This window comes from Cognatundibacterium crateris, assembly GCF_010078235.1.
Taxonomy (GTDB): domain Bacteria; phylum Pseudomonadota; class Gammaproteobacteria; order Burkholderiales; family Burkholderiaceae_D; genus Undibacterium; species Undibacterium crateris.
In genome coordinates, this window is the sequence record NZ_JAABOS010000003.1 from 169,488 (window position 1) to 196,120 (window position 26,633).

Here is a 26,633-nt window from a genome sequence, read left to right on the forward strand (position 1 = left end):
AAAGACCATGAATTCATTCCAACAAAAGATTTTGGTCGTCATGCTGGCAGCGCTGCTGCCGCTGACCAGCATAGCGGCATCCTCCAGTGGACGATCAGGCGGCTCTTCTTCTGGCATGCGTGGTGGTTTTTCGTCACAAAAACAAAACGTGAATAAAGCGCCAGCGCGTCAGACCAATTCTTCTTTTGGCAGTTTCAGCCAAAAGAAAGAGACAGCCAACGCCCCTGCCAGCAATTCCCGCTCAGCCATGCAGCGCGATATGGATACCAGCCAGGCGCGCAGCAATGCATTGAAAAACATGGATGCACGTGAAGCACCGTCCCGTCAGGCCAGCAACGCACCCGACTATCGCTACAACAATAATCAGAACAACTCAGCTGCCCCAGCATATGGTAATGCAGGTGCGAATAACAATGCCTTTGGTAACAGCGCGCGTCAGCCTGGCTATGCGTATGGTTCACCACAGAATCAACCGGCGCAGCCTCAGCAAGCACAGCAACCGGTCTACTCCCAACAGTCCCCCGTTATGCAGAGAAACAATTCCGGCGTGTTGACTGGTGCGGTCGCAGGCATGGTACTGGGCAGCGTAATGAGTCATGGTCACGCCAATGGGAATCCTCAGCCTGCAGCTAACCGTAGCAATCAACAGGTTTTTGAACCGCTGCCGGATGCAGACACGGCATCGCCTGCAACGCAGACTGATAACAGCATCAGCGTGCCCGCAGCGGCCACTGTGCCAGCAGAGCAGCCATCTACCCGTCCTGCGGCTGTCACGCCGCAACCAAGGGATGATGCGGGCATGGGTGCTGGCGGCGTATTGGTGATCCTGCTGTTGTTAGGCATCTGCGCGTGGGCCGGACGTCGTATCTGGCTCAAAATGAATGAAAACAAGCAGGAAAAATCTGCACACTACAGCTTAGGAAAGGGTTAAGTCATGGCATGGAGAGACGCCTATCAGTATCTGGGCAAGATGTTCCAGTCTTCCGGTAAAGGCGATTCAGCCGGTCAGCAACATGAAGAGCAGAATCGTCAGGATGCCGGTCTGCCGCTGGCAGCGCGCATAGGCAGCATCGTCCATCTGCAACAGACGCCGCTGATCCGGGCCCAGTCCATGGGTTCCCTGATCAGTCTGCCGGATGCCGATGAAGACCGTATCGTCGCGATCAGCCGCGTACAGTTTGCGATGCAGGGCAATGTTTATCGCTACTACCTGTCTGCCAGCGAAGAAGGGGTAGAAAAATTTATTGAACTGTATTGCGCCAATGAACAGGAAATCACCGAGCTGCGTTATTGCAGCCGTCTGACCCGCCTGATACCGGAAAGCACGGAAGACCAGCAAGCCTATACCGGCGAACTTGGCTATGGCCTGGGTGACCGCAGCTATACCCTGTGGCGTACGCAATTGCAGGATATGGGCTGGAGTGCAGCCGATCTCGATACCGTATTCGCCGATCAGGAAAGCATCAGCTATGAACGCGAAGCGGGTGACGCCGGTTTGGATTTCGTCGCGCCTTACCGCGGTAAAGAAACCCGTATCGACGATGCGCAGGGTCAGCATGGTTTGCAGCAGGATATTGTCTTCATGCCCTATGGCCGTGTATTGCCAGCCGATCAGCAAGTGCATGAGCAATTGCTGATCTCCACAGAGATGATACGTTCTGTGAATGGCGACCGTCAGCAAAGAGGAATTTACGTTGATTTCACGATAGCGCTTACGATAGAACCCGAGCGTTTGTCGATTCAGTAGCACCCTGCATACACAGGTTAATTTTTACCCTCAGGACTGACGCAATAATGGCAGTGTGCGTACAGTCCTCACTCTCTGAAAGGAAGTAACATGAGCAATTTAAATGGCTGGGGTTTAACCGCACGTCTGATTTCCAAACATTTTGGTGCACTGGGCGACCGGGTTTCCGAAGCCATCGCGAATTTTGATCCTGAAACCGCGACCGAAGCGGATCGCGACCGTCTGGCCGTCACCCTGCGTGAAACTGCGCAGAAGCTCGCTTCGGCACGTTCCGCTTTTGATAAAGAGCATAGCGATGTGGTGCGTCTGCGTGAGTTGATTGCGAATGATGAAAAAGCCGCACTGACGCTGGCGGAACGTCTGGCCGCCGGCAAAATTTCGGAAGCTACCGTGAGCCTGTTCTGTGACGAGCTGGAAGCGAATAAGGCGCGTCTGCCTGTCGAGATCCAGGAAGAAGCCGATGCCCGTGAATACATGGACGAGTTACAAAAAATCGTTGATGCATTGTCTAAGCAACTGGCTGACTTCGATGCGGCTGCCAAAAAAGCGCTGCAGGAACTGGCTGCAGCCAAGGCGCAGAAAGATTTACAGCAATTGCGTATGGAAAGACAGGAGCAATTGTCCAGCCTGAGCAGTATGCAAACGCACTCCACCGCACTCAATGCCCTGACCCGCCGTGCACAGTCAGTCAGCAATGAGGCAGCTGGTCTGCGCATTGTGGCTGACATCGCACAAAAACCGCTGGATCAGGCCGCTGAAATCAATGCAATCCGCAAGTCGGTGGCGCAGGCAGATACGGCGGGTGAAACCGCCTTACAGCGCCTGCAGCGCTTATCCGGTGCCAAGCCAGCGGATGCAGCCTGAGTCCTGTTATGCGGATGCTGAACGCAAGCTGAGTGCATGCAAATAACGATCTGCCTCACTGGCTTCGCTGATCACCAGGGCGAAGTCAGTGACGGTGCGCGCTGCACGTTCCAGCAATTGAATATCCGCTTCGTGTTGACGCGCGACATGCGGATCTTCTAAAAAAAGGATGCGGCGTATTTTGCGTTCCAACACCAGTTCTGCCAGTTGCGCATCGCCACCTAAGGGGCCTGAACGATACGGATGTACCCAGGCTGGCGCCTCAGTTGCTTTGAGCCGGCTGGCGGTCTGATTCAGTAAGCCGCCCGTGGTGCCGGTCGCATAGCGGCAGGCAAAGCGGTCCAGTACGGCAAAATGTTTTTCCGCCAGTGTCAGCATCGCTGGTTTGAGCGCATCATGCGCAATCAGGGCGATGCCTTCCTGTTCGAGTTGAAAGCGTGCATCTAAGGCCGGATCAGCCGCTTTACCAAGCAGGCAGGCTTGCAGTTCCAGCCATTCCTGGGCACTGGCCAGTGTCGATAAAAAGGGCTTTTGATGGATCACGCACTGGCGTTTCAGCGCGACGGCTTCCGGAAATACTGAGGAAGGATCGACCGGATCGATCAGGTAGATAACCGCGTCCACGGCACGCAGCGGATCTTCATCCACCACACGCGACACCAGCTTCATCAGCCCACCTTCACGACCATAAGGAAAACGTTCGATAGCTGGACACAGCGCGTCCAGACCATGTTTGCAGATCGCATCCAGCGTACGGCCAACGACCACGAATTCTATGTTCAGAAAGGCGATAGCAGCCTGAGAACCAGACAGCAATTGCACCAGTGCCGATAGTGGATCATCCTGATGGGAACGGTTAGCGATCAGGCCAACCCGGCGTTTAGGTATTGTGGCTGCAGAGATAGGAACTTGCACATGGAACTCCGTAACAGTCTGTCGAGGAAACGAGCAGTGTAGCTTGAGAATTGCAACATTTGTGGCAACTGCCTACAATTCGTTACTGAAAGCAAGTACAGAGATATATGATTCTTAAAAGAAATGCGTACACTTTGTACATCATGTCAAAACGGGGAAGGCAAGCATGAAAAAAATGCGCCATCTTTTATTGTGTCTGACGATATTGCTCGCCTGTACCAGTGCGATGAGTGATGACGAGTTTGAGGATGACGAAAGTCTGCTTCAGCGTTGGGCATTGCTAGGCGATATGCAGGCGCAAAACACGCTGGGTTTGCTGTATCTGAATGGTGATCTGGGTTTTCAGAGTATAGAAGATGCCAAACTTTGGCTGAGCCGGGCGGCTTTGCAGGGACATCCGGGTGCGCAGACGAATCTGGGTCTGCTGTATCTGACCGGTGAAGGTAACGAGCGCGACGAAAGGAAAGCCCTCGAATTTCTGAACCTGGCCGCGCGCCAGCAGTTTTCTTCCGCCCAGATGGTCATGGGTTTTCTGTATGAGAGTGGTCGTGGTGTCGCTCAGAATTATCAACAGGCAGCGGCTTGGTATGAAGCTGCAGCGGGCCAGGGGAATAGCAGTGCGCAATACCATCTGGCGATGATGTATCGCGATGGCCGGGGCGTCAAACGCAATGATGTCAAAGCGGCTTACTGGTTCCGGCAAGCTGCAGATCGTGGCATGTCATCGGCCCGCTTTCAGTTGGGTATGCTGTATCTGTATGGCCAGGGCGTGGAAAAAAGTATGCTGACCGGCTATCAGCATGTGCTGTCTGCCAGCTTGCAGATAGGTTTAAAGTCTATAGATAGCCGCGATCTGGTCAGCAGTGCATTGACGGCTGAGCAGATCGCCGACATTCAGGAAGAAACCCGCAACTGGCAGCTCAAAACCTGATCAGATAAAAACAAACGCTCAAATTCACTTGCGCTGATCGCCGGCGAGCACAGAAAACCCTGGTATTCATCACATTGCAAATGCTCGAGTAAGCAGCGTTGCTGTTCGGTTTCCACACCCTCTGCGATCACTTGTTTTTGCAATGCGTGCGCAAGATGCACAATCGCTGTCACGATGGCGACGTCGCTGTCATCTTCAGGTAAATCATCCACAAATGAGCGGTCGATTTTCAGCTTGTGGATAGGGAAGCGTTTCAGATAGCTCAGGCTGGAGTAGCCTGTGCCAAAATCATCTATCGATAAACGTACGCCTAATTGGGACAAGGCCTCCAGTTTGCGCAGGGTTTCATCGGCATCACGTATCAGCACGGATTCGGTCAGCTCCAGCTCTATGTAATCGGGCGCGACTCCATATTCTTCCAGTGTCTGCGCCACGCTGCTGACAAAGTTAGCCTGTTGAAATTGCAGTGCTGAGACATTAAACGCCATGCATATACGATGCCCTGCACGCTGCCATTGCGCAGCCTGCGAAATAGCCTCACGCATTACCCAGTGACCGATAGGTACGATGGCGCCGGACTCTTCCGCAATCGGAATAAATTGTGCAGGGCTGATCTCACCCAGTTCTTCGTCATGCCAGCGTATCAGTGCTTCTGCACCAAAAATCTGCCCGGTTTTTAAATGGACTTGCGGCTGGTAATGTAAGCGGAATTCCTGCTTCTCCAGAGCCTGGCGCATGGCATGATCCAGCTTCATGCGTGACAGCAGACCGATATTCATCTTCTTTTGATAAAAACGAAAATCCGAGCGGCCACGCTCTTTGACGTGATACATCGCGCTGTCGGCATTCTTAATCAGATCCGCCATATTGGTGCCATCGCCCGGAAACAGCGCAATGCCGATACTTGAGGTAACGGTAAAGCTCATGCCATCTAACAAAATAGGAACGGCCAGTTCTTCCAGCACGCGGCGGGCACAGATTTCCGCGCCCTCTGCATTGGCTTCATGCAGCAACAGCACGAATTCATCGCCCCCCAGACGCGCGGCGGTGTCGACCTGCCGTATGCAGTGCTTAAGGCGTTCCGTCACTTCCAGCAAGACGCGGTCGCCAAACGGATGGCCTAGCGAGTCATTAATCTGTTTAAAGTGATCCAGATCCAGAAACAATAAGGCAAAGCTCCCGTTTTTGCGGCTGGCGATCGTGATCGATTGTTTGATACGCTCGGCCAGCAAGATGCGGTTTGGCAGACCGGTCAGCGCATCGGTAAATGCCAGCTCTTCGATACGCTGTTTCGCCAGATGGGTTTCGGTGCGGTCTTTGAAAAAACCGATGTAATGGATGGTTTTACCGAACTGATCCTGCACCCTGACCAGAGTGATCATGCACAAATAGGCATGACCATTTTTGCGGCGATTCCATAGTTCACCTTCCCAGAACCCCGCCAGTTCCAGTTTTTGCAGTATCTGGTCGATCAGATCTACATTACTTTCCGACGCAAAAAACTCACGCGGGGTTTTGCCACGCATTTCATCTTCGTGGTAACTGCTCAGACGTTCAAAACTGGGATTGGTGGTGATGATGCGCTGATCGGCATCAGTAATAAAGATCGCATCGGTACTGGATTCAAACACTTTGGCCGCCAGCTGCAGACGGGCTTCATCTTCCAGCTTCTGGGTGATGTCACGATAGGAAAACACCCTGCCTATTGGTCTGCCCCTTGCATACTGTGGCAAGGTTACCCGCTCCAGAATTTTTCCAGAACGCAGCACCAGCACATCGGTTGCTTCCATCAAGGGGGAACGGGTGATCGTACCCAGACGCTCGGTGTAGTGCTCGGCATCAATCATGCATTTATCCATCCATGCATAGATTGCCGCATCATCGCGCTGCGTCATCAGCTTATCTGGCAAACCCCACAGTTCAGCAAACAAGTGATTGTAGCTGCGGATGCCGCCTTCCATATCTGTCACCAGTATGCCGTCCGCCGTTGATTCCAGCGTAGCACGCAATTCAGCGATCAGTTTTTCCAATTCATTTTCGACCTGACGCTGATCGGAATGATCGCAAATGGCGACCACATACACTGAGCTGTCCATACCGACTTTGACCAGGCTGACCCGGCGCTCAACCTGCACCACGCTGTTATCGGCACGGCGCAGCAGGGTCTCAGAATAAATACTGTCGGATAAACCAGCCGCCACATCTTCCCAAAAAAACACATCTTCAGGTGCTGCAGCAATATCGATCACGGAGCTGCCGTGTAAGCTGTGCTCAGGCAGTTGCAGTATCTGATGTATCTGGCGGTTAGCCGCGATGATTTTCAATTCTATCGGGTCGACCAGTATCACTGCTTCCAGCATGCCCTCTATCAGTGCCTGAAGTTGATGTGGCTTCATGTGCTTTCTCCCAGCGTTGTGCTGGCCTCCAGTCCACGCTCAAAGAAATAGCAAAGGCGTTTGCGTGGCGACAGATAGTCGTAAGCAGCTTTTGGAAGTTGCACCGGTTTCAGGCTGCGATGTATGCCCAGCTGCTTTTCATGTTCCAGATTAATGACGAGTGCGTCTTCGCGCGGCACACGGCTGTCATGGATGATGACTTTGGGTTTGATAGGACGACTGGAATTCACCGATACCACCAGTGCATAGCGGTCATCGGTCAGCTGTACCACTGAGCCCGGAGGATAGATACCCATCATGCGGATAAAAGCTGTGAGTGTGGCCGCATCAAAGCGCGCCTTACCCTGAGTGAAAATCTGTGACAGGGCTTCATGTGGTGTGACGGCAAGTGCAGGATTGGATGGATTGCACAAATTATCGTAATGATTGACCAGCGCCACGATGCGTGCCAGAGGCGAAATTTTATCGCCGCTCACCCGGCTAGGGTAACCACTGCCGTCGATAAATTCATGATGCTGGGCGATTAGTAACATAGCTGACGGTGTCAGTGCCATTTTGCGCGCCAGTGCCACGCTGTGGCTCACATGCTCATGGAAAAGCAGTTTTTCTGCATGATTGAATTGTTCATCCATCCAACGCAGACGATCAGGCAGATTGACTTTACCTATATCGTGCAGCAATGCACCCAATCCCAGTTGCAGCATGTCGGCCTTGCTCAGTTGCATGGCTTTTCCCAGCAACAGGGAAATCACAGTCACATTAATTGAGTGTAGCGAGGTTTTTTCACCGGCTTTTTCTGACAGTAAACGGATTGCAGCTTCATCTTCACTCAGCACTTCGCCCAGGAAATCCTGAATTAATTTCTCCGTTAATTCTCTGGCCAGTACAGGTTGCGCATGTACCTGGTCGTTTACTTGCCGCAAGGTCTGGGCAGCATGGTTGAATTGTTTTTCGCAGACTTGCAGACTGGCTGCCTGGCAGGCCAATAATTCGCGGCGCAGTCTGGCGGCCTGGTTTTGTTCGGACTCCTGCGAGATAGGTGTCACGATGCTCGCCGTAACAGCGGCGGATTCTTGCGTTGCCTGGGCGCTTTTATCTGGTGCATAGCGCACCTGTTCCAGGCCCAGCGAGCGTATGGTATTGATTTGTTCCTGGCTACTGATTTTGAAATTACTTACAGGAAATGGATGATCCATCCACCCCATATCCAGGTAGATAAACATCCCGATTCTGAGCAGGGACACATCAATAAACTGGGTCTGAATATCAGTCATGGTTCCCGCTGTACGCATAGTGTTGTGGCGCAGCATTGTTCCCTTGGGGAAAAGGCTAAAAATCTTAAGCACCTAATGGTACATCAAAGTATTGCCCTAACTACTACATTGGCATACGGAATTGCAGTTTCGCAAGAAATATCTCTGTTTAATCAGCCCAAGCTTGTCATTCAGCGCCAGAGTGTCTCACGGATGACGCATAGTTTGCTGTGAGAACCGCAAACTATGCCGGGTTGATTTCCTGTCTAGTCGTCGCGCCGGCTGCGGAATGCCAGCCACCCTGCGATCAGGGTGAAACTGATGACTATCGCGACCACGATCCAGAAACCATATTCATGTTGTGCCAGTGGAATACCACCCACATTCATGCCCAGCAGACCAGCGATCATATTAATCGGCAAAGCCAGCACTGTCACGATGGTCAGCACGAACAAAGAACGGTTGTTCTGTTCATTGACGCGGGCCGCAATTTCTTCTTGCAGCAGCTTGATTCTTTCCTGCAAAGAGGCCATGTCGCTGAGTACCATGGCAAATTCTTCGGTGGATTGTCGTAATTCCTGAATATCGTTTTCGGCAACCCAGGCCGGCGGTTTTTGCAGCAGGCGGAATAAGGCTGCAGGTTCTGGCGCGAGCAGCCTTTGCAGGCGCACTAGTACGCGGCGTATCCCGCCCAGATTGGCACGCTTATGGTTCAGTCGCTCTGCCAGTAAATGGTCTTCGATCTCATCGACTTTACGAATCACGTTACGAACGATGCCGATCAGCACATCGGCCTGGTCGCGCAGCAGATGGATCAATAAATCGGTAGTTGAATGAAAGCGTTCGCCATGGTTCACCGCATGGCGTAAACGATCCACTGCTTTCAGTGAGGTGCGGCGGGTACTGATCATCATGCCCTGATTCAGACATACCCACAGCGTGGCGATATCCGAGGCTTCATAAGAAAAATCATGCACCACATCATTCACTACCGCGATCAGATGCTGATCTGCATGCTCAATCCGGGTTGAACGTGAGCCTTCGTGTAGCGTTTCGAAAAACTCTTCGGGTGCATCAGCATGTTCTTGCAGCCATTTTTCTGTCGACACATTACTGAGGTTGAAATGCAGCCAGATAAAGCTGCCGTCGTCCGTATGCTGGCGCTGTTGCAGCCAATGTGCTGCTTCTTCGCTGGAGATGGTTTTACCTGCCTGATTGGCGCAGAACAAATAGCCGCAAATTAAACCGGTCGCGTCTGAGCCATAAGAGAGGTGTTCCAATGCCATATCCAATTCCCTGCAGAAATGATCGTGATGTCAGCATTGTAAGGGCTTTGTTATGCGTATTGTGTATGTTATGCATGTTGTGCAATTCAGCACGCCCAAATTGAGGGCGCTATCAGCTATGCGCGGCGAAAAAAAACGGCAGCTTTGCAGCTACCGTTTTTTTTCGCATGCTTTTGTTTCCGTATCAGTCTTCTGCGCTGGCCAGGAAGTTATACACTGCCGCACCGATGACGGCTCCCACCAATGGCGCGACCCAGAACAGCCACAGCTGTTCTACCGCCCAGCCGCCTGCATATAAGGCAACGCCGGTACTGCGTGCCGGATTTACCGAGGTATTAGTAACCGGAATACTGATCAGATGTATCAGTGTCAGGCACAGACCAATCGCGATAGGTGCAAAACCTTTGGGCGCACGTGCATCAGTGGCACCCATAATCACCAGCAGGAACATGGCAGTCATTACCACTTCTGTGACCAGTGCTGCAACCATCGAATAGCCGCCAGGCGAATGTTCGGCATACCCATTCAGCGCAAAGCCGGCGCTTATTTCAAAGCCAGGCTTGCCGCTGGCGATCAGCAGCAGCACGCCGCCTGCCAGTAAGCCACCGGCAACCTGAGCGATGATGTAGGGTAGTAATTGTTTTCCGGGGAAGCGTCCACCTACCCATAAACCCACAGACACGGCGGGATTCAAATGGCAGCCTGAAATATGGCCGATCGCAAACGCCATCGTCAGCACGGTCAGACCAAATGCCAAAGAGACACCGTGCAAACCTATGCCCACGCCGGGAATAGCGGCTGCCAGCACTGCACTGCCACAGCCACCAAGCACCAACCAGAAAGTGCCGAAAAACTCTGCTGCATATCGTTTCATATCGATTCTCCAAAAATTAAGTTCTCGGTGATTCAGGGCTTCTCACCAGTTCCTGCATGCTAGGGCAGCAGCCATATTGGTGGCTGTTAATTTTTGTCAAAAATGAAATGAGAGAATGGCATTTAACAATCGTTCATCGAAAGATTTCCCAGGGGAATTGAATTACAACCTGGCATCATAAAACACCTGATGGCTGGCGCTTCGCTCTCCGCTGATAGTGCTGTATTTATTCAGACTGGGGTGGGTGTTACCGATCGTGTAATGCGACCAGATCAATTCCAGATCACAATAACTGACTAATGCGGTATTCGCATTATTGTTATTGGCCGCTACGCTGCGCGCATTCAGCACGCGGTCCAGATCCAGGGTATCAATGCGATAGGCGTCAGGTTCCAGTTTGAACGGCAGATCAGATTGCTCGTTGAAACTGCTGCCATCGTAGCGCGTACATTTCATGGTGACGCGGATAGACAGGTTGCCAGGCATGCTGCGGCTGAATTGCACCCGTAACTTGCCTGCACTGCGCGCCAGGGTCACAGGGCCAGCAGGATTCACGATGCTGAATGCCGGTGGCAGTGTGACCGTATTTGAGTAAGTGGTGCCGGCTCTGATGAAATTCACAATGACGAAAGGCTGTGCACTGGCATCCGGGATTTGTGCGCTGTAGCGGTTACGCAGCTCATCGGTGGCACTGAGCGCCACCGCCTGGCCATTGATGCTGGCGCTGAGCTGGTCATTGCCGCTGGGGCGAACTACGGTCAGGAGATTGGCACTTTGTCCCAGGCCGCCATTAATCTGCACCACGCCATTGCGCTGTGTGACGACAAAGTGCGTGGAAATATCCTGCAAGGCCAGATCCGCTGAATCTTTGCAATTCAGTAGGGCACAGGCAATCTCTGTACCGACCGCATTTCCCTCATTGGTGCCGGCACTGCCACCACCGCAGGCGCTCAGTATCAGCAGCATGCCCGCAACACTGCTTTGTTTCAGTAGGGATGTTGGATAGTTCTTACGCATTGCAGTCTCCTGATGGATATTGAGGACTGTATCTGCATCACCGCAGGCAGAAGCTGGCAACAACTTTTCGGGATGAGCAAATGAGCCCTGATTGTTTTCTGTTGATCAGGATTTACACACATTTGCTCAATTGGCTGCGTCTTAAGGCTTTACTGTCATCAATGTGTCAATCCTGTTAATTTTTATAGTAACAAAAAAATATCAATTTGTGTGCTTGTCTGACAAGAATTTTATGGCTCAGCTAGGTAAGGCATCCAGCCGGCCCGCCTCTGCCAGTTCCCGTATCACTTTGACGGTATCAATATCTGCTTCCTGATAAGCCGATTTACGGTAGTTGTTGTACATCCTGCTTTCCTGGTCTTTCGCTTCCGGCATGCCGTCGTCATAGGTAAAACGCAGGAACAGGCGTTGCGTTTGTGGCTCTTCGATTTGCATACGCAGTGTGGAAGGCGTGATTTCACCTTGTGCCGGTACCGCGTAATGCACATGTTGCTGATGCTCGAAAGTCACGGTATCGCGCACTTCCAGCGCACCGTATTTCAGCGTGCGTTGCATGCTGACTTCGGTGCGTTCTGCGATCAGCGCCTCATCCAGATAGGGAACAAACATTTTTGGCGCTTCGGCGCGCAATATCAGTCCGCGCCACAATTGTTCGCGCGTGATGAAGTAAGCGAGGGGGTTGAGCAGATCGTTGATTTCGATCAGATGTTCAAATTTCATGGTTTGCCCTTTCAAGTTGGGCATAGTTTACCGGAGTTTGCGCTGCTGTATGTTGCGCTGTGCCTGAAGCCAGGCACAGCGTATCGCTTCAGGCCGCTGTACAAAACCGTTATGCAAACAGTTCTGCAAACCCTGATTCAGCCTGCAGTGCGGTTTTTACGGCCCTGAATTAACTCATCACCGGAACCGAAATCCACTGGCGATTGCGCCGCCATCCAGGCAAACACCGCAAACGCAGCACAGGATTGGCGTAGGCGCGCCGGTTCGATTTTATCGAAGGTATCGTCGGCCGTATGATGCACATCGAAGTAATCATCAGCCTGCATATCCAGACTGAAGCTGGCTGCACCGGCTTCGCGCAGCACGCCCATATCCGGTCCCGGATGGGCCTGATTGCCACCGGCGCTGACGCCTAGTCCAGCCAGCACTTGCTGCATCTGGCCGACTACGGCCAAGGCTGCGGGACGCACATCGGAACGCAGCATCTTGACTGGTCCCTGACCCGAATCGGCTTCCGAGGCAGCCTGGATGCGGCTGATCTCATGGCGATGCGCAGCGTGGTAAGCGCGGCCGCCGATCAGGCCCTGCTCTTCATTGGCATACAACACCACGCGTATGCTGCGGCGTGGACGCAACTGATGACGCAGTAAAAACTCTGCCGCACCGAGCGTGATGGCGCAGCCCGCACCATCATCGACCGCACCGGTGCCCAGATCCCAGGAATCCAGATGGCCACCGATCAGCACATAGTCATCCGGCTGTTCGCTGCCGCGCAATTCACCGATCACGTTATACGAGGTGAAGTTGCCCTGCATCGCAGTCTGTATGCGCAAATCCAGCCGCACCGGTTCGCCACGGCTCAGCATGCGTACCAACAGATCGGCATCCGGATTCGAAATCGCGGCGGCCGCGATACGTGGAGCATCTTCATCGTAATGCATCACGCCGGTATGTGGCAGCCGGTGGCTGTCGGTGCCGACTGAGCGTATCACCAGAGCCAGTGCACCTTTGCGCGCTGCTTCCGAGGCACCGCGCGAACGGCCCGCAGCAACCTCGCCATAGTCTGCCGACTTCTTCAATTTGTGGTCGATGAAGACGATCTTGCCGCGTACCTTGGCAGCATCAGTATTTTTTAAGTCTTGCAGGCTGGCGACGCGCACGATGTCGGCCTGCACCCCGCCAGCCGGGGTTGATACGCTGTGGCCCAGCGCCGTGACCTGTAAGCGGTGAGCATAAGGGCTGATGACACTGGCTTGTTCCGACAAACGCTGCCAGACCGGATACTGCACTGGTTCTTTCCAGACTTTGTCCATGCCCAGCGCACGCATCTTGGCTTCGGCCCAGGCCACCGCACGCAGATCGGCTTCGCTGCCAGCCAGGCGCGCTCCGACTTCGGTGGTCAGGCTCTCCAGAATTTCATAGCTGCGGTTATCGCTAAGTGCATGCTCGCGTATCCATGCTGCAGTTTGCATCTCGCTGGCGCTGAGTTTGGCCGGAACAGCATTGGCTGTGGCTTCCGCCGCCCTGAGCAGTGGACTGGCGCTGATACCGCCCAGCGTACTGAGCAGACCTGCGATCACACGGCGACGGCCGGCCTGATATTGCTGATCCATGCATTTCTCCTGTTATTGCTGCTTATTGTTATGCTGCTGATTATTAGGCTGATTGAGCGCTATTGCGCTGCTTAGTAGCGGAATTCCGATAAGAGTTCCCGCTCTGGGCTAGAATACGTCGCTCAACCAGAAGAGCGAGTTATGTCACACGGATTAAATGCCCCCCAGCGCAATGCAGTCAACTACATGGATGGCCCGTGTCTGGTGCTGGCCGGAGCCGGCTCCGGCAAGACCCGCGTGATTACCCAAAAAATCGTGAACCTGATTGAATTACACGGTTACGACCCAAAACACATCGCTGCGCTGACCTTTACCAACAAGGCCGCGCTGGAAATGCAGGAAAGGATAGGCAAACTGCTGGCAGAGCCACGCCAGGCGCGGCAATTGACGGTATCCACCTTTCACTCGCTGGGCGTCAAAATTCTGCGTCAGGAAGCCCAGGCGCTGGGTTTGAAAGACCGCTTTTCCATCATGGACAGCGATGACTGCTTTTCACTGGTACAGGATTTGGCGATCACCACTGACAAGCAATTGATACGCCGCATCCAGACCGCCATGTCGCTCTGGAAAAATGCGCTGATCACGCCTGAGCTGGCGCTGCAGCAAGCCAAAGACGAGGATGAAGCAACGGCGGCGCGGATTTACGCCAGCTATGTCGCCACCTTGTCGGCCTATCAGGCAGTGGATTTTGATGATCTGATACGCTTGCCGGTCGAGCTGTTCCGCCACAATGAAGCGGTGCGCGATAAATGGCAGCGCCGCCTGCGTTATTTGCTGGTGGATGAATACCAGGATACCAACACCTGCCAGTATGAACTGGTTAAACTGTTGGTGACCGGTATAGGCAAGAAGCCCATGTTTACTGCGGTGGGGGACGATGATCAGGCGATTTACGCCTGGCGTGGTGCCACCATAGAAAATCTGAAAACGCTGCAAGTCGATTTTCCGAATCTGGAAATCATCAAGCTGGAACAAAACTACCGCTCCACCACCCGCATTCTGCAGGCAGCGAATGCGGTGATCGGCAACAACCCCAAGCTGTTTGAAAAGTCCCTGTGGTCAGAACATGGCTTAGGTGATCCCATCAAAGTGCTGGGCATGGCTGATGATGAACAAGAGGCTGAGCAGGTTGCGATCATGCTGTCGGCGCACCGTTTCGAGCGGCGCGCCAAATTTTCGGATTACGCGATTCTGTATCGCGGTAACCATCAGGCGCGTGTGATCGAACAGGCTTTGCGGCGCGAACGTATTCCTTACACCATCTCCGGTGGTCAGAGTTTTTTCGACCGCGCTGAAATCAAGGACATCATCGCCTATCTGCGTCTGATCGCCAACGAAGACGATGATCCTGCCTTCATCCGCGCTATCACGACGCCTAAGCGTGGCGTTGGTCAGGCCACGCTGGAAGTGCTGGGTGCGTTTGCCGGACAATGGCAGTGCTCGCTGTTTAATGCCGTGTTCAAAGGTGGCATAGAAGCGAAACTGACTGATCGCCAGCTGCGTCCGCTGCGCGAATTCTGCACCTTCATTAATCAGGTCGAGGCCCATGCCCATCGCGAGGGTCATGCCGAGCAATTGCTGGACGACCTGATGAAAGAAATTAATTACGAAGCCTATTTGTACGACAGCTTCGATGACCGCGCCGCGCAAAACAAATGGCAGAACGTACTCGACTTTACCCAGTGGCTGAAAACCAAGGGCAGTGGCGGCAAAGACGGCACCGACGATCACCGCAGTCTGCTCGACCTGACCCAGATGGTCGCGCTCATGAGTATGATGGAAGGCAAAGACGAAGAGCCGGACGCGGTACGCATGTCCACCCTGCATGCCTCCAAGGGACTGGAATATCCGCATGTGTTTTTGGTCGGCGTGGAAGAAGGCATACTGCCGCATAAAGGCGACAGCGACGCGCCGATAGAAACTCTGGCGGCGCGCATAGAAGAAGAGCGCAGGCTGATGTATGTCGGCATCACACGCGCGCAGCGCAGTCTGCATGTGACCTGGTGCAAAAAGCGCAAACGCGCCGGTGCGCCGGTACATTGTGATCCTTCACGTTTTATCAAAGAAATGAAACTGGATGAGGGTGATGCCCCGCCCAAAGAAAACGAGATACTCACGCCTAAAGAAAGACTGGCGAATCTCAAAGCCCTGCTCAGTCAGCCTAAGGATAATAATCCGCTGTGAGCAGCAGGATGTGAACCATACACCCAAACAGATAAAACCATGATCCCAACCCTTCCATTGCTGCGTCGTTTATCACAAGGTCTGGCTGCCGTTTGTGGCAGCCTGCTGATCGCTGGCAGTGTCCTGGCTGAAGGCGCAAGCCGCACACCGGAAAGCCCGGCCAAGGGGGTGTTATGGGAAGTCGTTCAAGGTGGGCAAACCGCCTATCTGTTTGGCTCAGTACATCTGGCTAAAAAAAGCTTTTATCCTTTTCCTGAAGCGGTACAGCAAGCCTATCAGCAAGCCGATACCCTGGCTGTGGAAGTCGACAGCAGCGATGCCCAGGCCAATCTGAAAGCCATGCCTTTGCTGATGTACAGCGGTGGCGACAAACTGGAAAACCATCTGCAAAAATCGACCTGGGAAGACTTGCGTAAAACCGTGGGCGCTGCCTCGGCTCAGTTCCAGCCACTGAAGCCCGCCATCGTTGCGACTGGTCTGATGATGGGCGTGTTTTCTCAACTTGGCTACGATCCGCGTCTGGGTGTGGATTTGCATTTCATCGAGCGCGCCAAAAAAGATAAGAAAACCGTGGTTGAACTGGAGAGCATGGAATTTCAGGCTCAGGTACTCGGTGGACTCAGCGATGAAGAAGGCGATGCCATGCTGGCACAAACCCTGAGTGCCATGAAAAACGGCGAAGCCCTGCGCGATACCCAGTTCATGATAGACGCCTGGAAGCGCGGCGACGCCGAGACCCTGGGCAGCATCATGGAAGACATCGCGAATAAAGACGAAGGCTCACGCAAAACCATGAAGGCCTTGCTCGACGACAGAAACCTGCCCATGGTCGAAAAAATCCTGAGCATGATGGACAGCGGAAAACGCCTGTTCATCGTCGTCGGCGCCGGCCACCTGTCCGGCAAAAACAGCCTGACCGATTTACTGCGGCAACGTGGGGTGCAGGTGAGGCAGATTAAGTAAAACGCCACCCGAATTTACTGCCAAGTCTGATTTGTTTATGGTGAAGTGTCTGTCGACGTGTGATTAAAGGTAAGGCTTAGCTGTGACCGACAGCTTGCTAACGCGAGTTGGCTTGAGCTGATGATTCGGACTCACGTCAGCAGGTCAATGCTTTCAGACCACGCGTCGGTATAAATGCCTAAGCTGAGATCCTCAGGCATGGAGTCAGCGAGGATACACTTTAGCGCGTACACCGCATTCTGCACGCGCCTTGCGTTGGCGATTGTGATCGCTCGCACTTGTTTCAAATTGAAAATAAGAAGCTAACATACCAATCACTTTTTATTCTTCCGGTGTCCCTCATAGAACTGGCGCATTTTTTTCTCTAGCTCAGAGTGGTCTAACTGCCAAAGCCCCAATCGGCCATGCACTAAGTCAAAATGGTGGATGGAGCCTTCTTCAAATTGGGCCCAGTATTCTTTTTTGCCTGCGTAATCAATATTTGGCGGGCCAGAGGATACAGGCATCAGTAAAGCATTTTCGCCTAGCCGATATGCATACGACTGCGGCCCTGTAACGGAAAGAAACTGATCCACTCTCTTGATGGCGGGAATGTAGGCAATGCTTAGGCCTACAGCCATGAGCGTAGACAAGGTAAGGGATTCCCGCGCAGGGACCCTGGCTTTTGTGAGCCACCAGTAAACAGGCAATGCACACAGCATGATCATTTGCATCCCCGGCATTAGTAGCCAAGCTGTTGTCTCAGTCCTTAACCATTCGTATTTATTGAGGAATTTGCCGTCGATCAGTGCAAATGCCAGCAGCAGGAAGAACGCTGACACAACAACGAGCGAGGCGGGGTTTTTCTCCAGCGCGAAATCTGACTTGGCAAGGGCTGGCAAACGAAATTCAGCGTTCACCCTCCGGCACATATCTGCCGTTGCTTCGCGCGATTGTAGGGCATTAAAACCAACATCAGCGGAAAGCATCAGCGGGTTTTCGCTTGATCCAATCGCTATCCAATGCAAGTTTGAACTGGCAATCCCCGTGTTGCCTAGCCACCGTAATCCCAGGTTGTTTTTCGGATAGATTTTTTCCAGGCGTTCGCCTGAAGGCAATTCTGCGATCAGGCGAACTTCATGCTGCAAGTTGACTAATATTCCCCTGGCTTCAAATCCAGATAACTTGAACCGCCTGGAGAAGAACGGTGCTCTGGCGACGTAGACGCGACACCAGTCATTTAAACCTTCACGTCCCAAAGCTTCGACAATTTGATCCTGTGCCCGCTTGCCGCGCTGTCCTTTTCTGAGGCTTAGCCAAAGTATCGGAATCAAGGTAAGCAAGAAGATTCCTTGAATTGTGGAGAGAGTGCTCATGTTCATAGGATGGTGTGATTTCTAAAAATGGCGAAATCGCCAGGTCAGTCGTAAAGTGAAGTGCAATGGGTGATTTTCTGGTGCTTAAACTGTTAAGTCTCGGTCTTAGCACTGTCATAGCGATATCCCAAAATCAGCCACGGTAATTGAAGATTGCTGCAAACAAAAAGAACAGTGTTGGAATCCATGCTTAAACCAGAAATTGTCGTAAAGAGGTCTGGAATTACCTCATCGCTGTAGCAGCTATGGATCATGACACCCAGCCATCCGGCAAACCCGGGAATGAGTGACATAACAGGCAGTCTGACGCTCAGAGAAGTACGGCAAACGGACATTTACCATAAGCTTTGGCGCGACCAATACGTACTTGGATGTGCCGGTCATTCAGTCTTTTTTACATTGAGGGCAAATCCAATAGGCCACTAAGAACCTTCACTTGTACGCAATTGCAAAAACTGACATTAACATAACGATGCATGTATGGCAATAAAGCAGCAAATGCCACATAAAGACTTAATTATGTAGACCATTCTTTTCCTTGCGGCGCTCTTCATAGAACTGGCGCATTTTTTTGTCTGGTTCAGAGTGGTCAAATTGCCAGAGCCCCAGTGGTCCATGCACCAGGTCAAAATGGTGGATGGAGCCTTCATTAAACTGGGCCCAGTATTCTTTTCTGCCCGGGTAATCAATCGTCGGCGGGCCAGAGGACAGGGGTTCCAGTGACGCGTTTTTCCCAAGCCGATAAGCGAACGATTGGAAGCCAGTATCAGAAAGAAGCTGATCTATTCTCTTGATCGCTGGAACGTAAGCGAGGCAGAGGGCTATGCTTACCAGCACTGATAAGGTCATTGATTCTTTCACCGGAACTTTGGCTCTTGCGAGCAAGCGGTAAACTGGAAATACACAAAGCATGAGTGCCGGTAAGCCGAAAATCGGGAACCCAAATTGCATTGTAGCGGTCGCCAACAACTTGTATTTGTTAAGGGATATTCCATCAACAAGTGCAAATGTCAGCAGCAGGAAAAACGCTAAAACAACCGTCAGTGAGACGAGATTTTTATCTAATGCGAATTCTGATCTGGCGTTGTCGGGTAAGCGAAAGTCTGTGTCAATTCTCAGGCACATATCCGCTGTCGCCTCGCTCGACTGTAAGGCATTAAAAGCGGTATCAGCGGAAAGCATCAGTTTGTCTTCATCTGATCCAATCGCTATCCAGGCTAAGCTCGAACTGGCAGGCCACTTCTTGCCTATCCAGCGTAGCCTCAGATTCTCTTTCGGATAGGTTTTGTCCAGGCGTTCACCCGACGGTAATTCTGCGATCAGGCGAAGCTGATCCTGCAAGTTGACTAATACGCCCCTGGCTTCGAATTCAATCAAGGTATGCGATTTTGAGAAGTGCGATGCTCTTGCGACGTAGACGCGACACCAGTTATCTACGCCATCACGTACTAAAGAATCGACAAGTCGATCCTGCGTCTGTTTAGTGAGCTTTGCTTTTCTTATACTGACCCAGTGCTTTAGTAAGAGCGGCGCAATCAGTATCAGCGCGAATATGCCATGATCAAAGCTGAAGTCGGAGATGTTCATAGGAGGCTGTGATGTTCAAACTTGGGCTGGTGCTGATTGTTGACATGGCGAGATGGCGCACTCGCGAACTCGCCGTCCAACTGCGCTGGTGCGCAGGTCAAACAACATCATGGCGCTCAGACCGGTTGCCACGTCAGGAATCTGACTTTTCATAGTGAATCATCGCTTTAGCGCACCATAGCGTCGCAAAGGTAGCGATTACTGGACAGCCCACTGCAATAAGCTCGAAACCAAGCGTCAGTGTCACCGGCTTGGGCAATGAAACTGCCAGCAATATACCGCTAGGAAGCGAAATAAGTGTGCCAAAGAAAAGGATGGTTCGGCTTAGTAAGCGCCTTCGCGGCCTGACCGCACCGTCACAGAAAGGGCATAGTGGCTGTGACAGAACAGGCGGAGACCAAGCTACCCCTGCCCGCAGTACTTTTCTGCGTACATCCACAAAATTGAGAGATCTTTGACAGTGCGGGCAGCAAGACATCAAGAATCCTGACTTGATTTACGAAGAGAAAACTGACATTAGCATAATGATGCCTATGGCACAACAAAACGCCTGTCGTTTCCACTGCCGCATAGATCAAATGTTTGTATGCAGGCTTTTACTTCATGCACTTGTCTGATTCTGTGCGTCCTGAACAACGCACAGTTTGTTGATGTTTAAGCGCTTGCTTTTTTGGTGAATTCTTTTAAGTAGCCAACGACGATGCCGACGGTGATCAGGATGGCGCCTATGCCTGCTGAGATGGCGTACCAAAGGATGGATGGTTCAGGTGGATTGACTGTGGTATTGGTGGCTGCGATCACTGCGACCAGATTGGTGAATTCATGATTGTTGTACATATTGCCCAATACCGGCAACGCGACCAGCAATACACCAAAACTCAACAGGGAAATAGCAAACTTCATCTCTATGGTCACTCCAGAAAAAACGACTATGGCGGATACGAATTAAGCTGGCAACATTAACATAATGATGTAAATGATACAACTACATTCACCTCATCATCATTCCTAAGCTGACGGGAGTTGGTACGGCCAGTCGTGTGTTTGCCACTGCGATGTGATCACTAAGTAAGCTGTCTGCACAAGAAAAATTACCTGGCGTTTCATGGCAAAAGGACGTGTGCGCAGTCAAGCGCATAATCACTGTAATGCAATTAAAAGCGATTATGCAGTTTCCGTATCGGGTGCTAGGTGTAAGACTTTACACAATTTTGCAGTGGATGAGCTCATCTTCATCAAATCCATACACAGCACAAAGCCGGTGGTAGCCATCAGCGATGATGACCTTGGCATTCACTTCATCTCTGACCAATAACAAAGGAGACAGGCTGTTGCCTTTCCTGATCTTTTTTCTGTCTTTTTCTACATGCGAATTACTGACACCGAGCAAAGATAATTGTGAGGCTCTGAAAATATCTTTAGCCTTAAATTTGACGATAGCGGCATCTCTCAGTTTCGCAACCAATTCACTGACCTTGTCATCAGCGTAGATGATGCTGAGGTAAGACTCTGCAGCCGGGTAGTCATGTTCTTCCACTTCACTGAGCCACTGGATTTGCACAGTAGTCTGGGATTTGGGCATAAAAGTTCTCCGTAATAGCAGGTGGTCAGTGCGCCTGAACCAGCACCAGACTGCGCTGTTGAGTGCATCACAGCCGTAGCCGGGTGACTTGAAGCAGGATACAGGCCCTTGCCATCGTTGGCTGCGGCCTGCACGCAATGCCGAGTCTTAGCACTGACTTACTTCACGATGCCGCAAGCGACGCGTGCGCCGCCACCGCCCAATGGTGCCGGATGATCAGAATGGTTGTCACCACCGGCATGTACCATGACGGAGCGCCCGGCCAGATCGGCGAGTTTCAGGCGCGGTGCCAGTACTGGCTGTGTTGCATTGCCAGCGGCATCGACGAATAGGGGCGGCAGATCGCCCAAATGCCCGTCGCCCCAAGGCTCGCCGTGCTTATTGCTGCCTGCCGGGTCCAGATGGCCGCCGGCGCCGAGTGCAGGAACCAGCTTGCCGTCTTTTTCTTTGGTATCGCAGTTAGGATTTTGATGGATATGAAAACCATGCAGGCCAGGCGCGAGTCCCCGCAATGCAGGCGTCAACACCAGCCCGTACTTGGTATCGACCGCAGAGATACTGCCTATGGCGGCGCCTGCTCCTTTTTCATCGACGATATTCAGGTTGATGTCTGTACTCGCGTTGACGCTGGCAGCAGCGACTGAAAGTAAGGCGATGAGAGAAAGTTGTAATTTCATGTTGACTCTCCATTGAGGTAACTACAAAGTTTTCTGGGTACCCGGAAGTCACGGACACTATCCTCAGCGTCATGAAACCTGGCAGCAGCTTGCATGATAGTGAAATATACGAAACTGCGCAGTGTATACCTACAACACGGGTAAAAAGTCTGATCCCGGCTCAAGTGGTAGTGCCGTAGCTAGCTATGCAGTCCAGCCTTACCCCAAGCATGCCGTCATCCATTACAATCTGCGTCCCGGCGGAGTAACTGGCTCCGCTGAGGATGGCTAGTCCCTCAACGACCGCGCGCCGGTCTTATTTGCAAAGTAGATGGAATGAAAACGGAAGTGAAGCGCTATCCTGACCTGCCCTGGGTCGTGTTGGAAGATATCCATGAGGCGGAAGCCTGGCTGGATTTGTATAACCGTGAACTGCAGCAGCTGATACCAGCGCAGCAGCAGTCGCAGGGGCAGGGGGTATGTTTTACTTTATTGCATGGTGGTGAGCTGTATCTGCACACCAATAGCGATGGCGATATCCTGCTCGACGTCTTGCCGGAAGCAGCCTGGGCGGTGCCGGTACTGAGCGCCATCACTGGCGTGCAGCCGCCACGCGGCCAGGTCTGGCTGATTGCAGCGGAACATTTACTGCCGCTGGTGCTGGGTTTGAATAGTCTGATAGCAAGCACCCGTCTGGTGTTGCAGCATGATTTTGGCATCCGCCGTCAGGCCTGAGCTGGCTTGCCTAAGGCTGAACGCGCCTCACTGGCTGAACATTTTCTGGAATGCGTCGCTTTGCCTGAGCTTCATCAGGGCCGCATCCAGTTTGTGTAAGCGACCCTGATTGATGTCATTGCGTATCGCAAAATGGATATCCACACTCGAGATAGCCTTGGGCTGGACGCAGAACAATTTTCCGGACTGGCTGGCCTGACCTTGAATTTCTGAGAAATAATAGTGATTCAGGCTGGATTCCAGCGCAATTGGATGTAGATAGCTGTAGTGAAAAAAGCCATCCATGCGGCCTTGTAGTAACTTGGTCATGCGTCCAGACAGGCGGCTGGTATCCTGCTCGACCTCAAACAGCTTGCCCATTTGCTGGTCCACGGCTTCGCCATAACTGGTGCCACGCACCACACCGATGCGTTTGCTTTTTAAATCCTGCAGGGTTTCGTAGCGAAAGCTGCTTTGACAGCGCGTGACCAGATGCACCCGTTCGGTATAGACCACTTGGGAAAAGTCCAGTTTGCTACGTCTTTCTGTGGTGGGAGAGATCCCGAATATCATGCCCTCACCCTGATAAGCTTTTTCCAGCGCACGTTTCCAGGGATAGCGTTGTACGATCAGTTGTACCTGCATCTCTTTGCTCAGACTGCGGAACAGCTGGATATTTTGCTCGGACAGAGGGATGACTTTGCCATACGCATCGGTTTCTTCGCTGACCAGTAAAGTCAGAAATTCCGCAGGGCTGCCGGCCCGGCTGATCTGGGATGTCAGAGCAAGGCTGCAGACCAGGCTCCAGTACAAGAGGCGGCGTAATGCCGGAACATATCTGAAAATAGACATCATCAAAAGTAGGCAAGAATTTGACTACCCACACTGGGCCGGCGACCAGTATGGAAAAAAGTCAGCTTTTTACATCTTAGCTGACTTTTTTCTGTGAATTCAGATTTCTTCCTCTACTTTTGACAGTATGTTGCATATGGTTAATATCGAAATGGCAGCATACACAGTGTGACAGCGATTGATTAGTCCAGCACCCCCGTCCGGTCTATCTTGACCTGACGCGAGCCACCCGCTTTCTTCACGTTGACCACGGCCTGGCTGGGACCGGTCACCTGCACACGTGCGGTTTCCAGCAACAAAGCTTCCGCATCGAGGTCGCCTGAGCCGCTGATCTGGGCGCGCAGGGATTTTGCCTTGCCCTGCATACTGACTTTGCCAGCACCACGCATGGTCAGATCGATCTGGGCATCAGAAGAAAAATCCGCCTCCAGGTCGCCGGAGCCGCTGAGCTCTGCTTGCAATGTTTGTTGCACGCCACCCACACGGATATTGGCCGGACCCTGATTGATCAGATGCATACTGCCGGTTTTCAGCTGGTCGATATCCACATCACCTGAGCCTTTGAGCACGGTTTTCAAGTCATCGACCTCGCCACGCAAACGCAATTCGCCTGAGCCGTGTAATTGCAGATCGGCATTTTTACTGCGTAAGCCAGAGATTTCAACATCACCGGAACCTGAGTGTTCCAGTTGCAGCCCGCTGATTGGACCACGTAATTCGACATTACCTGAACCCGAATGGCTGAGCTTGACCGGCACGCTTTGCAAGTCACTGACGTGCAGATCACCGCTGCTGCTATGGCGCGCATTGAATTCACCCGCGACGGTTGCCAGGCTGACTGAGCCCGAGCCGTCCAGATCGAGTTCAGTCGCCCCGGCGCGTAGCATTTCCAGCTGCAGATCGCCGCTGCCGGCTGACGTGATTTTGAGCTTACCGGTTTTTCCGGATACTTTCACATCGCCCGAACCATGGTGTTCCAGCGTGAATTGCTCGTTATTGAGAGATCGTACTTCTATGTCACCTGAGCCGGATTGCAGCAGGCTTAGCAATACCGGGGTACTGACCGAAACCGTTCCTGGCCGGTTAGTCCAGCTCATGCGATAAGACTTGCTCTTGGTGCGGATAATCAGGCGCTTGTTTTCCACCACCGCGATGATTTCGGGTACCAGTTTTTCATCGCCTGTGATCTCGACAGGGCTCTTCTGACCCTGAGTGATCACGACATCAAAAAAACTCTCGTTTTCTACGCTGTCGAAATCGGCGACTTCTACGCGTTGTGTGGTGGTTTTTCCATTCGCTTTGATGTCAACGCCATTCACTTTGACTTCGCAGGCGCAGAGCGCCAGAACGAACAGACTACTCAGGGTCAGGGTTTTGAACATGATAGATATTGAGAAATGATCAATGAGTCGCCAGTGTAGTCGGGTTCACCGGATTTTCGCATTGGCTTTGCGACAGATTGCATAAATCGCAGTGTCAGCGGCAAAAAGTATGACCATCTTTATTCGGATCCAGCTTGGGTATTCTGGAATCTGGCGCCATAATGTGTATACTGTGCTCACATTTTCCTACCCTGATTTCCTATGCCGACCAGACGCCAACTGCTCAAACAAAGCCTGATCCTGACAGCTGCCGGCCTGACCGTGAACCGTGTCTTTGCTGCCGATCAGCCCGCTGAAAAAAGTACGGCGCTGGAACCCCCGCCAGATCTGTTCGATGCCCAGACCCTGGATCTGGATTTCTGGGTCAAACCACGTACGATAGACTTTATCCGGCCCGCGTCGGGCGAACGCAGTCGTCTGCTGTACTGGAAAGATGGCGAAATGCTGGGCTCCGCTTATCAGGAGTTGTGCCATATCCTGCGTGATGTTCACGGTAAAAAAACTGCGCCTATCGATCCGAAATTGCTGGAAACCCTATGGGCTACCCAGGCCTATGTCGCCCGATTTGGTCTGACCCGGCCGCTGGAAATCCTGTCCGGCTACCGCACCCCGGAATCGAATAAGCATCTGATCGAACAAGGCGTCCCGGCCGCACGCAAATCCTTGCATATGGATGGTAAGGCCGCTGATATCCGGATCGGTAACCTGCATGAAGAGGTATTGGGCGGTTTGGTCAAAAGCTTCCGTCAGGGCGGTGTCGGGTTTTACTACCGGGCCAGCGCAAATGGCGGCTGGATACACGCAGATACGGGCTTACAGCGCACCTGGAAGGGGTGAACAGCCGCGACGGGTTTTGTTGTTGCTATCCGTCAGAATGTGAACATTGTTAATATTTTCTGCGCAGTACTTGTTTCTAAATTGAAATTTAGTAAGCTTTGCATATACACGCTGACTAATCGAGAGGTAGAAACGTGCGCAAAGCCTGTCTGTGCCTGATTGCGACATGGGCCATGTCTGTCATGACACTGGTTCAGGTGCAAGCACAGACACCGGCGCAGACCCATACCCCGCTCACCCTGGTGACAGAGGACTACCCGCCCTTCAATATGCAGCAGAACGGCAGTACTGAGATTTCAGGAATTGCGACAGACAAAGTGCGGCAACTGATGCAGCGCGCCGGAGAAAAATACACACTGCGCTTATTACCCTGGTCACGTGCCTATCAGATGGGTCAGCGTGACCCTGATACTTGCGTATTCTCCACCACCCGCACCGCTGAACGCGAAGCCTTATTCAAATGGGTAGGGCCGCTGGTCAAAAATAACTGGACGATTTTCGCGCGTGCTGACGATACCCGCCATCCAAAAACGCTGGAAGAACTGCGTATTTATACCCTGGGTGGCTATCGCAATGACGCGGTGGCTGAATATCTGGCCACCCGCTCTTACAAAGTCGATCTGGCCAGCTATGACACCGATAATCCGCGTAAATTACTGTACCGGCGCTTTGACTACTGGGCTACCGGTGAGTTGCTGGGCTTGTCCATCCTGAAGCAGCAAGGCTTGCAGCAGCAAATCGTCCCTTTATTTCAGTTTAATCAGACCGAGATGTATCTGGCCTGTCATCCCGGCATGGCGCAGGAGAAGGTGGACCATTTCAACCAGATACTGAAAGAAATGGAACGCGACGGCAGTAATGCGGCAATAGAGAAAAAATACAAATAAAGCGCTGTCACAATGCAG

The 26,633-nt window shown here is 52.4% G+C and carries 24 protein-coding genes; 9 read left to right on the top strand and 15 right to left on the bottom strand.

What is annotated here, in order from left to right:
- Positions 1-7 precede the first annotated feature (7 nt).
- From EYB48_RS06855 to EYB48_RS06865, 3 genes are all read left to right on the top strand, one after another.
- Positions 8-931, top strand: coding sequence for a hypothetical protein (locus EYB48_RS06855; protein ID WP_162019452.1), 924 nt, complete (start codon positions 8-10; stop codon positions 929-931).
- 3 nt (positions 932-934) lie between these two features.
- Positions 935-1,747, top strand: a complete 813-nt coding sequence (locus tag EYB48_RS06860; RefSeq protein ID WP_235934951.1) for a hypothetical protein — start codon at positions 935-937, stop codon at positions 1,745-1,747.
- Positions 1,748-1,837: 90 nt separating this feature from the next.
- Positions 1,838-2,611, top strand: a complete 774-nt coding sequence (locus EYB48_RS06865) for a coiled-coil domain-containing protein (protein ID WP_162019574.1) — start codon at positions 1,838-1,840, stop codon at positions 2,609-2,611.
- Positions 2,612-2,617: 6 nt separating this feature from the next.
- Here the strand turns inward: EYB48_RS06865 and EYB48_RS06870 are convergent, their stop codons facing one another.
- Positions 2,618-3,526 (bottom strand): methylglyoxal synthase, encoded by a 909-nt coding sequence (locus EYB48_RS06870; protein WP_328823288.1) that lies wholly within the window; start codon positions 3,524-3,526, stop codon positions 2,618-2,620.
- Positions 3,527-3,701: 175 nt separating this feature from the next.
- Here EYB48_RS06870 and EYB48_RS06875 point away from each other — a divergent pair, with 175 nt between their 5' ends.
- Positions 3,702-4,457 (top strand): tetratricopeptide repeat protein, encoded by a 756-nt coding sequence (locus tag EYB48_RS06875; RefSeq protein ID WP_162019575.1) that lies wholly within the window; start codon positions 3,702-3,704, stop codon positions 4,455-4,457.
- Here EYB48_RS06875 and EYB48_RS06880 read toward each other — a convergent pair.
- From EYB48_RS06880 to EYB48_RS06910, 7 genes are all read right to left on the bottom strand, one after another.
- A complete protein-coding gene (locus tag EYB48_RS06880; protein ID WP_162019576.1) occupies positions 4,421-6,853 on the bottom strand; it encodes a sensor domain-containing protein in 2,433 nt (810 codons plus the stop codon). The two genes, EYB48_RS06875 and EYB48_RS06880, sit on opposite strands and share 37 nt — an antisense overlap.
- Positions 6,850-8,127: an HD-GYP domain-containing protein gene (locus EYB48_RS06885; protein WP_162019577.1), complete on the bottom strand. Its 1,278-nt coding sequence runs from the start codon at positions 8,125-8,127 to the stop codon at positions 6,850-6,852. The genes EYB48_RS06880 and EYB48_RS06885 overlap by 4 nt, the downstream gene beginning before the upstream one ends.
- Before the next feature lie 245 nt (positions 8,128-8,372).
- On the bottom strand, positions 8,373-9,392 hold the full coding sequence (locus EYB48_RS06890; RefSeq protein ID WP_162019578.1) for a transporter: 1,020 nt from the start codon (positions 9,390-9,392) through the stop codon (positions 8,373-8,375).
- A 184-nt stretch (positions 9,393-9,576) separates the two neighbouring features.
- Positions 9,577-10,266, bottom strand: coding sequence for an aquaporin Z (gene aqpZ, locus EYB48_RS06895; RefSeq protein WP_162019579.1), 690 nt, complete (start codon positions 10,264-10,266; stop codon positions 9,577-9,579).
- Between the two features lie 162 nt (positions 10,267-10,428).
- A complete protein-coding gene (locus EYB48_RS06900) occupies positions 10,429-11,283 on the bottom strand; it encodes a hypothetical protein (protein ID WP_162019580.1) in 855 nt (284 codons plus the stop codon).
- A gap of 237 nt (positions 11,284-11,520) precedes the next feature.
- Complete coding sequence (locus tag EYB48_RS06905; RefSeq protein ID WP_162019581.1) at positions 11,521-12,003, bottom strand: SRPBCC family protein; 483 nt, start codon at positions 12,001-12,003, stop codon at positions 11,521-11,523.
- A 137-nt stretch (positions 12,004-12,140) separates the two neighbouring features.
- Entirely contained in the window at positions 12,141-13,616 is a 1,476-nt protein-coding gene (locus tag EYB48_RS06910) for a M28 family peptidase (protein WP_202927706.1), read from the bottom strand.
- 141 nt (positions 13,617-13,757) lie between these two features.
- Here EYB48_RS06910 and EYB48_RS06915 point away from each other — a divergent pair, with 141 nt between their 5' ends.
- Positions 13,758-15,800 (top strand): UvrD-helicase domain-containing protein, encoded by a 2,043-nt coding sequence (locus tag EYB48_RS06915; RefSeq protein WP_162019582.1) that lies wholly within the window; start codon positions 13,758-13,760, stop codon positions 15,798-15,800.
- Positions 15,801-15,839: 39 nt separating this feature from the next.
- On the top strand, positions 15,840-16,763 hold the full coding sequence (locus EYB48_RS06920; protein ID WP_162019583.1) for a TraB/GumN family protein: 924 nt from the start codon (positions 15,840-15,842) through the stop codon (positions 16,761-16,763).
- Between the two features lie 314 nt (positions 16,764-17,077).
- Here the strand turns inward: EYB48_RS06920 and EYB48_RS06925 are convergent, their stop codons facing one another.
- The 5 genes from EYB48_RS06925 to sodC form a co-directional block, all read right to left on the bottom strand.
- Positions 17,078-18,118: a hypothetical protein gene (locus tag EYB48_RS06925; protein ID WP_162019584.1), complete on the bottom strand. Its 1,041-nt coding sequence runs from the start codon at positions 18,116-18,118 to the stop codon at positions 17,078-17,080.
- A 513-nt stretch (positions 18,119-18,631) separates the two neighbouring features.
- On the bottom strand, positions 18,632-19,705 hold the full coding sequence (locus EYB48_RS06930) for a hypothetical protein (protein ID WP_162019585.1): 1,074 nt from the start codon (positions 19,703-19,705) through the stop codon (positions 18,632-18,634).
- A gap of 654 nt (positions 19,706-20,359) precedes the next feature.
- Positions 20,360-20,608 (bottom strand): hypothetical protein, encoded by a 249-nt coding sequence (locus tag EYB48_RS06935; RefSeq protein ID WP_162019586.1) that lies wholly within the window; start codon positions 20,606-20,608, stop codon positions 20,360-20,362.
- 298 nt (positions 20,609-20,906) lie between these two features.
- Positions 20,907-21,287 (bottom strand): hypothetical protein, encoded by a 381-nt coding sequence (locus tag EYB48_RS06940; RefSeq protein ID WP_162019587.1) that lies wholly within the window; start codon positions 21,285-21,287, stop codon positions 20,907-20,909.
- A 158-nt stretch (positions 21,288-21,445) separates the two neighbouring features.
- Complete coding sequence (gene sodC / locus EYB48_RS06945) at positions 21,446-21,964, bottom strand: superoxide dismutase family protein (protein ID WP_162019588.1); 519 nt, start codon at positions 21,962-21,964, stop codon at positions 21,446-21,448.
- A 315-nt stretch (positions 21,965-22,279) separates the two neighbouring features.
- Between sodC and EYB48_RS06950 the strand changes: the two genes are divergently transcribed.
- Positions 22,280-22,678 (top strand): hypothetical protein, encoded by a 399-nt coding sequence (locus EYB48_RS06950; protein ID WP_162019589.1) that lies wholly within the window; start codon positions 22,280-22,282, stop codon positions 22,676-22,678.
- 27 nt (positions 22,679-22,705) lie between these two features.
- Here EYB48_RS06950 and EYB48_RS06955 read toward each other — a convergent pair whose 3' ends face one another.
- Both EYB48_RS06955 and EYB48_RS06960 read right to left on the bottom strand, forming a co-directional pair.
- A complete protein-coding gene (locus tag EYB48_RS06955; protein ID WP_162019590.1) occupies positions 22,706-23,512 on the bottom strand; it encodes a substrate-binding periplasmic protein in 807 nt (268 codons plus the stop codon).
- A 179-nt stretch (positions 23,513-23,691) separates the two neighbouring features.
- Entirely contained in the window at positions 23,692-24,891 is a 1,200-nt protein-coding gene (locus EYB48_RS06960) for a GIN domain-containing protein (protein WP_162019591.1), read from the bottom strand.
- Positions 24,892-25,092: 201 nt separating this feature from the next.
- On the opposite strand from EYB48_RS06960, the gene EYB48_RS06965 reads away from it, so the two are divergent.
- Entirely contained in the window at positions 25,093-25,728 is a 636-nt protein-coding gene (locus EYB48_RS06965) for a YcbK family protein (protein WP_162019592.1), read from the top strand.
- Positions 25,729-25,862: 134 nt separating this feature from the next.
- The gene (locus EYB48_RS06970) at positions 25,863-26,615 is read left to right on the top strand and encodes a substrate-binding periplasmic protein (RefSeq protein ID WP_328823291.1); all 753 of its coding nucleotides are present in this window, start codon (positions 25,863-25,865) and stop codon (positions 26,613-26,615) included.
- Positions 26,616-26,633: the final 18 nt, after the last annotated feature.

Bases quoted from the DNA above. Each gene is read 5' to 3' on its own strand.
- EYB48_RS06855 (WP_162019452.1), top strand. From the start codon at position 8: ATGAATTCATTCCAACAAAAGATTTTGGTCGTCATGCTGGCAGCGCTG.
- EYB48_RS06860 (WP_235934951.1), top strand. From the start codon at position 935: ATGGCATGGAGAGACGCCTATCAGTATCTGGGCAAGATGTTCCAGTCT.
- EYB48_RS06865 (WP_162019574.1), top strand. From the start codon at position 1,838: ATGAGCAATTTAAATGGCTGGGGTTTAACCGCACGTCTGATTTCCAAA.
- EYB48_RS06875 (WP_162019575.1), top strand. From the start codon at position 3,702: ATGCGCCATCTTTTATTGTGTCTGACGATATTGCTCGCCTGTACCAGT.
- EYB48_RS06880 (WP_162019576.1), bottom strand. From the start codon at position 6,853: ATGAAGCCACATCAACTTCAGGCACTGATAGAGGGCATGCTGGAAGCA.
- EYB48_RS06885 (WP_162019577.1), bottom strand. From the start codon at position 8,127: ATGACTGATATTCAGACCCAGTTTATTGATGTGTCCCTGCTCAGAATC.
- EYB48_RS06890 (WP_162019578.1), bottom strand. From the start codon at position 9,392: ATGGCATTGGAACACCTCTCTTATGGCTCAGACGCGACCGGTTTAATT.
- aqpZ (WP_162019579.1), bottom strand. From the start codon at position 10,266: ATGAAACGATATGCAGCAGAGTTTTTCGGCACTTTCTGGTTGGTGCTT.
- EYB48_RS06900 (WP_162019580.1), bottom strand. From the start codon at position 11,283: ATGCGTAAGAACTATCCAACATCCCTACTGAAACAAAGCAGTGTTGCG.
- EYB48_RS06905 (WP_162019581.1), bottom strand. From the start codon at position 12,003: ATGAAATTTGAACATCTGATCGAAATCAACGATCTGCTCAACCCCCTC.
- EYB48_RS06910 (WP_202927706.1), bottom strand. From the start codon at position 13,616: ATGGATCAGCAATATCAGGCCGGCCGTCGCCGTGTGATCGCAGGTCTG.
- EYB48_RS06915 (WP_162019582.1), top strand. From the start codon at position 13,758: ATGTCACACGGATTAAATGCCCCCCAGCGCAATGCAGTCAACTACATG.
- EYB48_RS06920 (WP_162019583.1), top strand. From the start codon at position 15,840: ATGATCCCAACCCTTCCATTGCTGCGTCGTTTATCACAAGGTCTGGCT.
- EYB48_RS06925 (WP_162019584.1), bottom strand. From the start codon at position 18,118: ATGAGCACTCTCTCCACAATTCAAGGAATCTTCTTGCTTACCTTGATT.
- EYB48_RS06930 (WP_162019585.1), bottom strand. From the start codon at position 19,705: ATGAACATCTCCGACTTCAGCTTTGATCATGGCATATTCGCGCTGATA.
- EYB48_RS06935 (WP_162019586.1), bottom strand. From the start codon at position 20,608: ATGAAGTTTGCTATTTCCCTGTTGAGTTTTGGTGTATTGCTGGTCGCG.
- EYB48_RS06940 (WP_162019587.1), bottom strand. From the start codon at position 21,287: ATGCCCAAATCCCAGACTACTGTGCAAATCCAGTGGCTCAGTGAAGTG.
- sodC (WP_162019588.1), bottom strand. From the start codon at position 21,964: ATGAAATTACAACTTTCTCTCATCGCCTTACTTTCAGTCGCTGCTGCC.
- EYB48_RS06950 (WP_162019589.1), top strand. From the start codon at position 22,280: ATGAAAACGGAAGTGAAGCGCTATCCTGACCTGCCCTGGGTCGTGTTG.
- EYB48_RS06955 (WP_162019590.1), bottom strand. From the start codon at position 23,512: ATGATGTCTATTTTCAGATATGTTCCGGCATTACGCCGCCTCTTGTAC.
- EYB48_RS06960 (WP_162019591.1), bottom strand. From the start codon at position 24,891: ATGTTCAAAACCCTGACCCTGAGTAGTCTGTTCGTTCTGGCGCTCTGC.
- EYB48_RS06965 (WP_162019592.1), top strand. From the start codon at position 25,093: ATGCCGACCAGACGCCAACTGCTCAAACAAAGCCTGATCCTGACAGCT.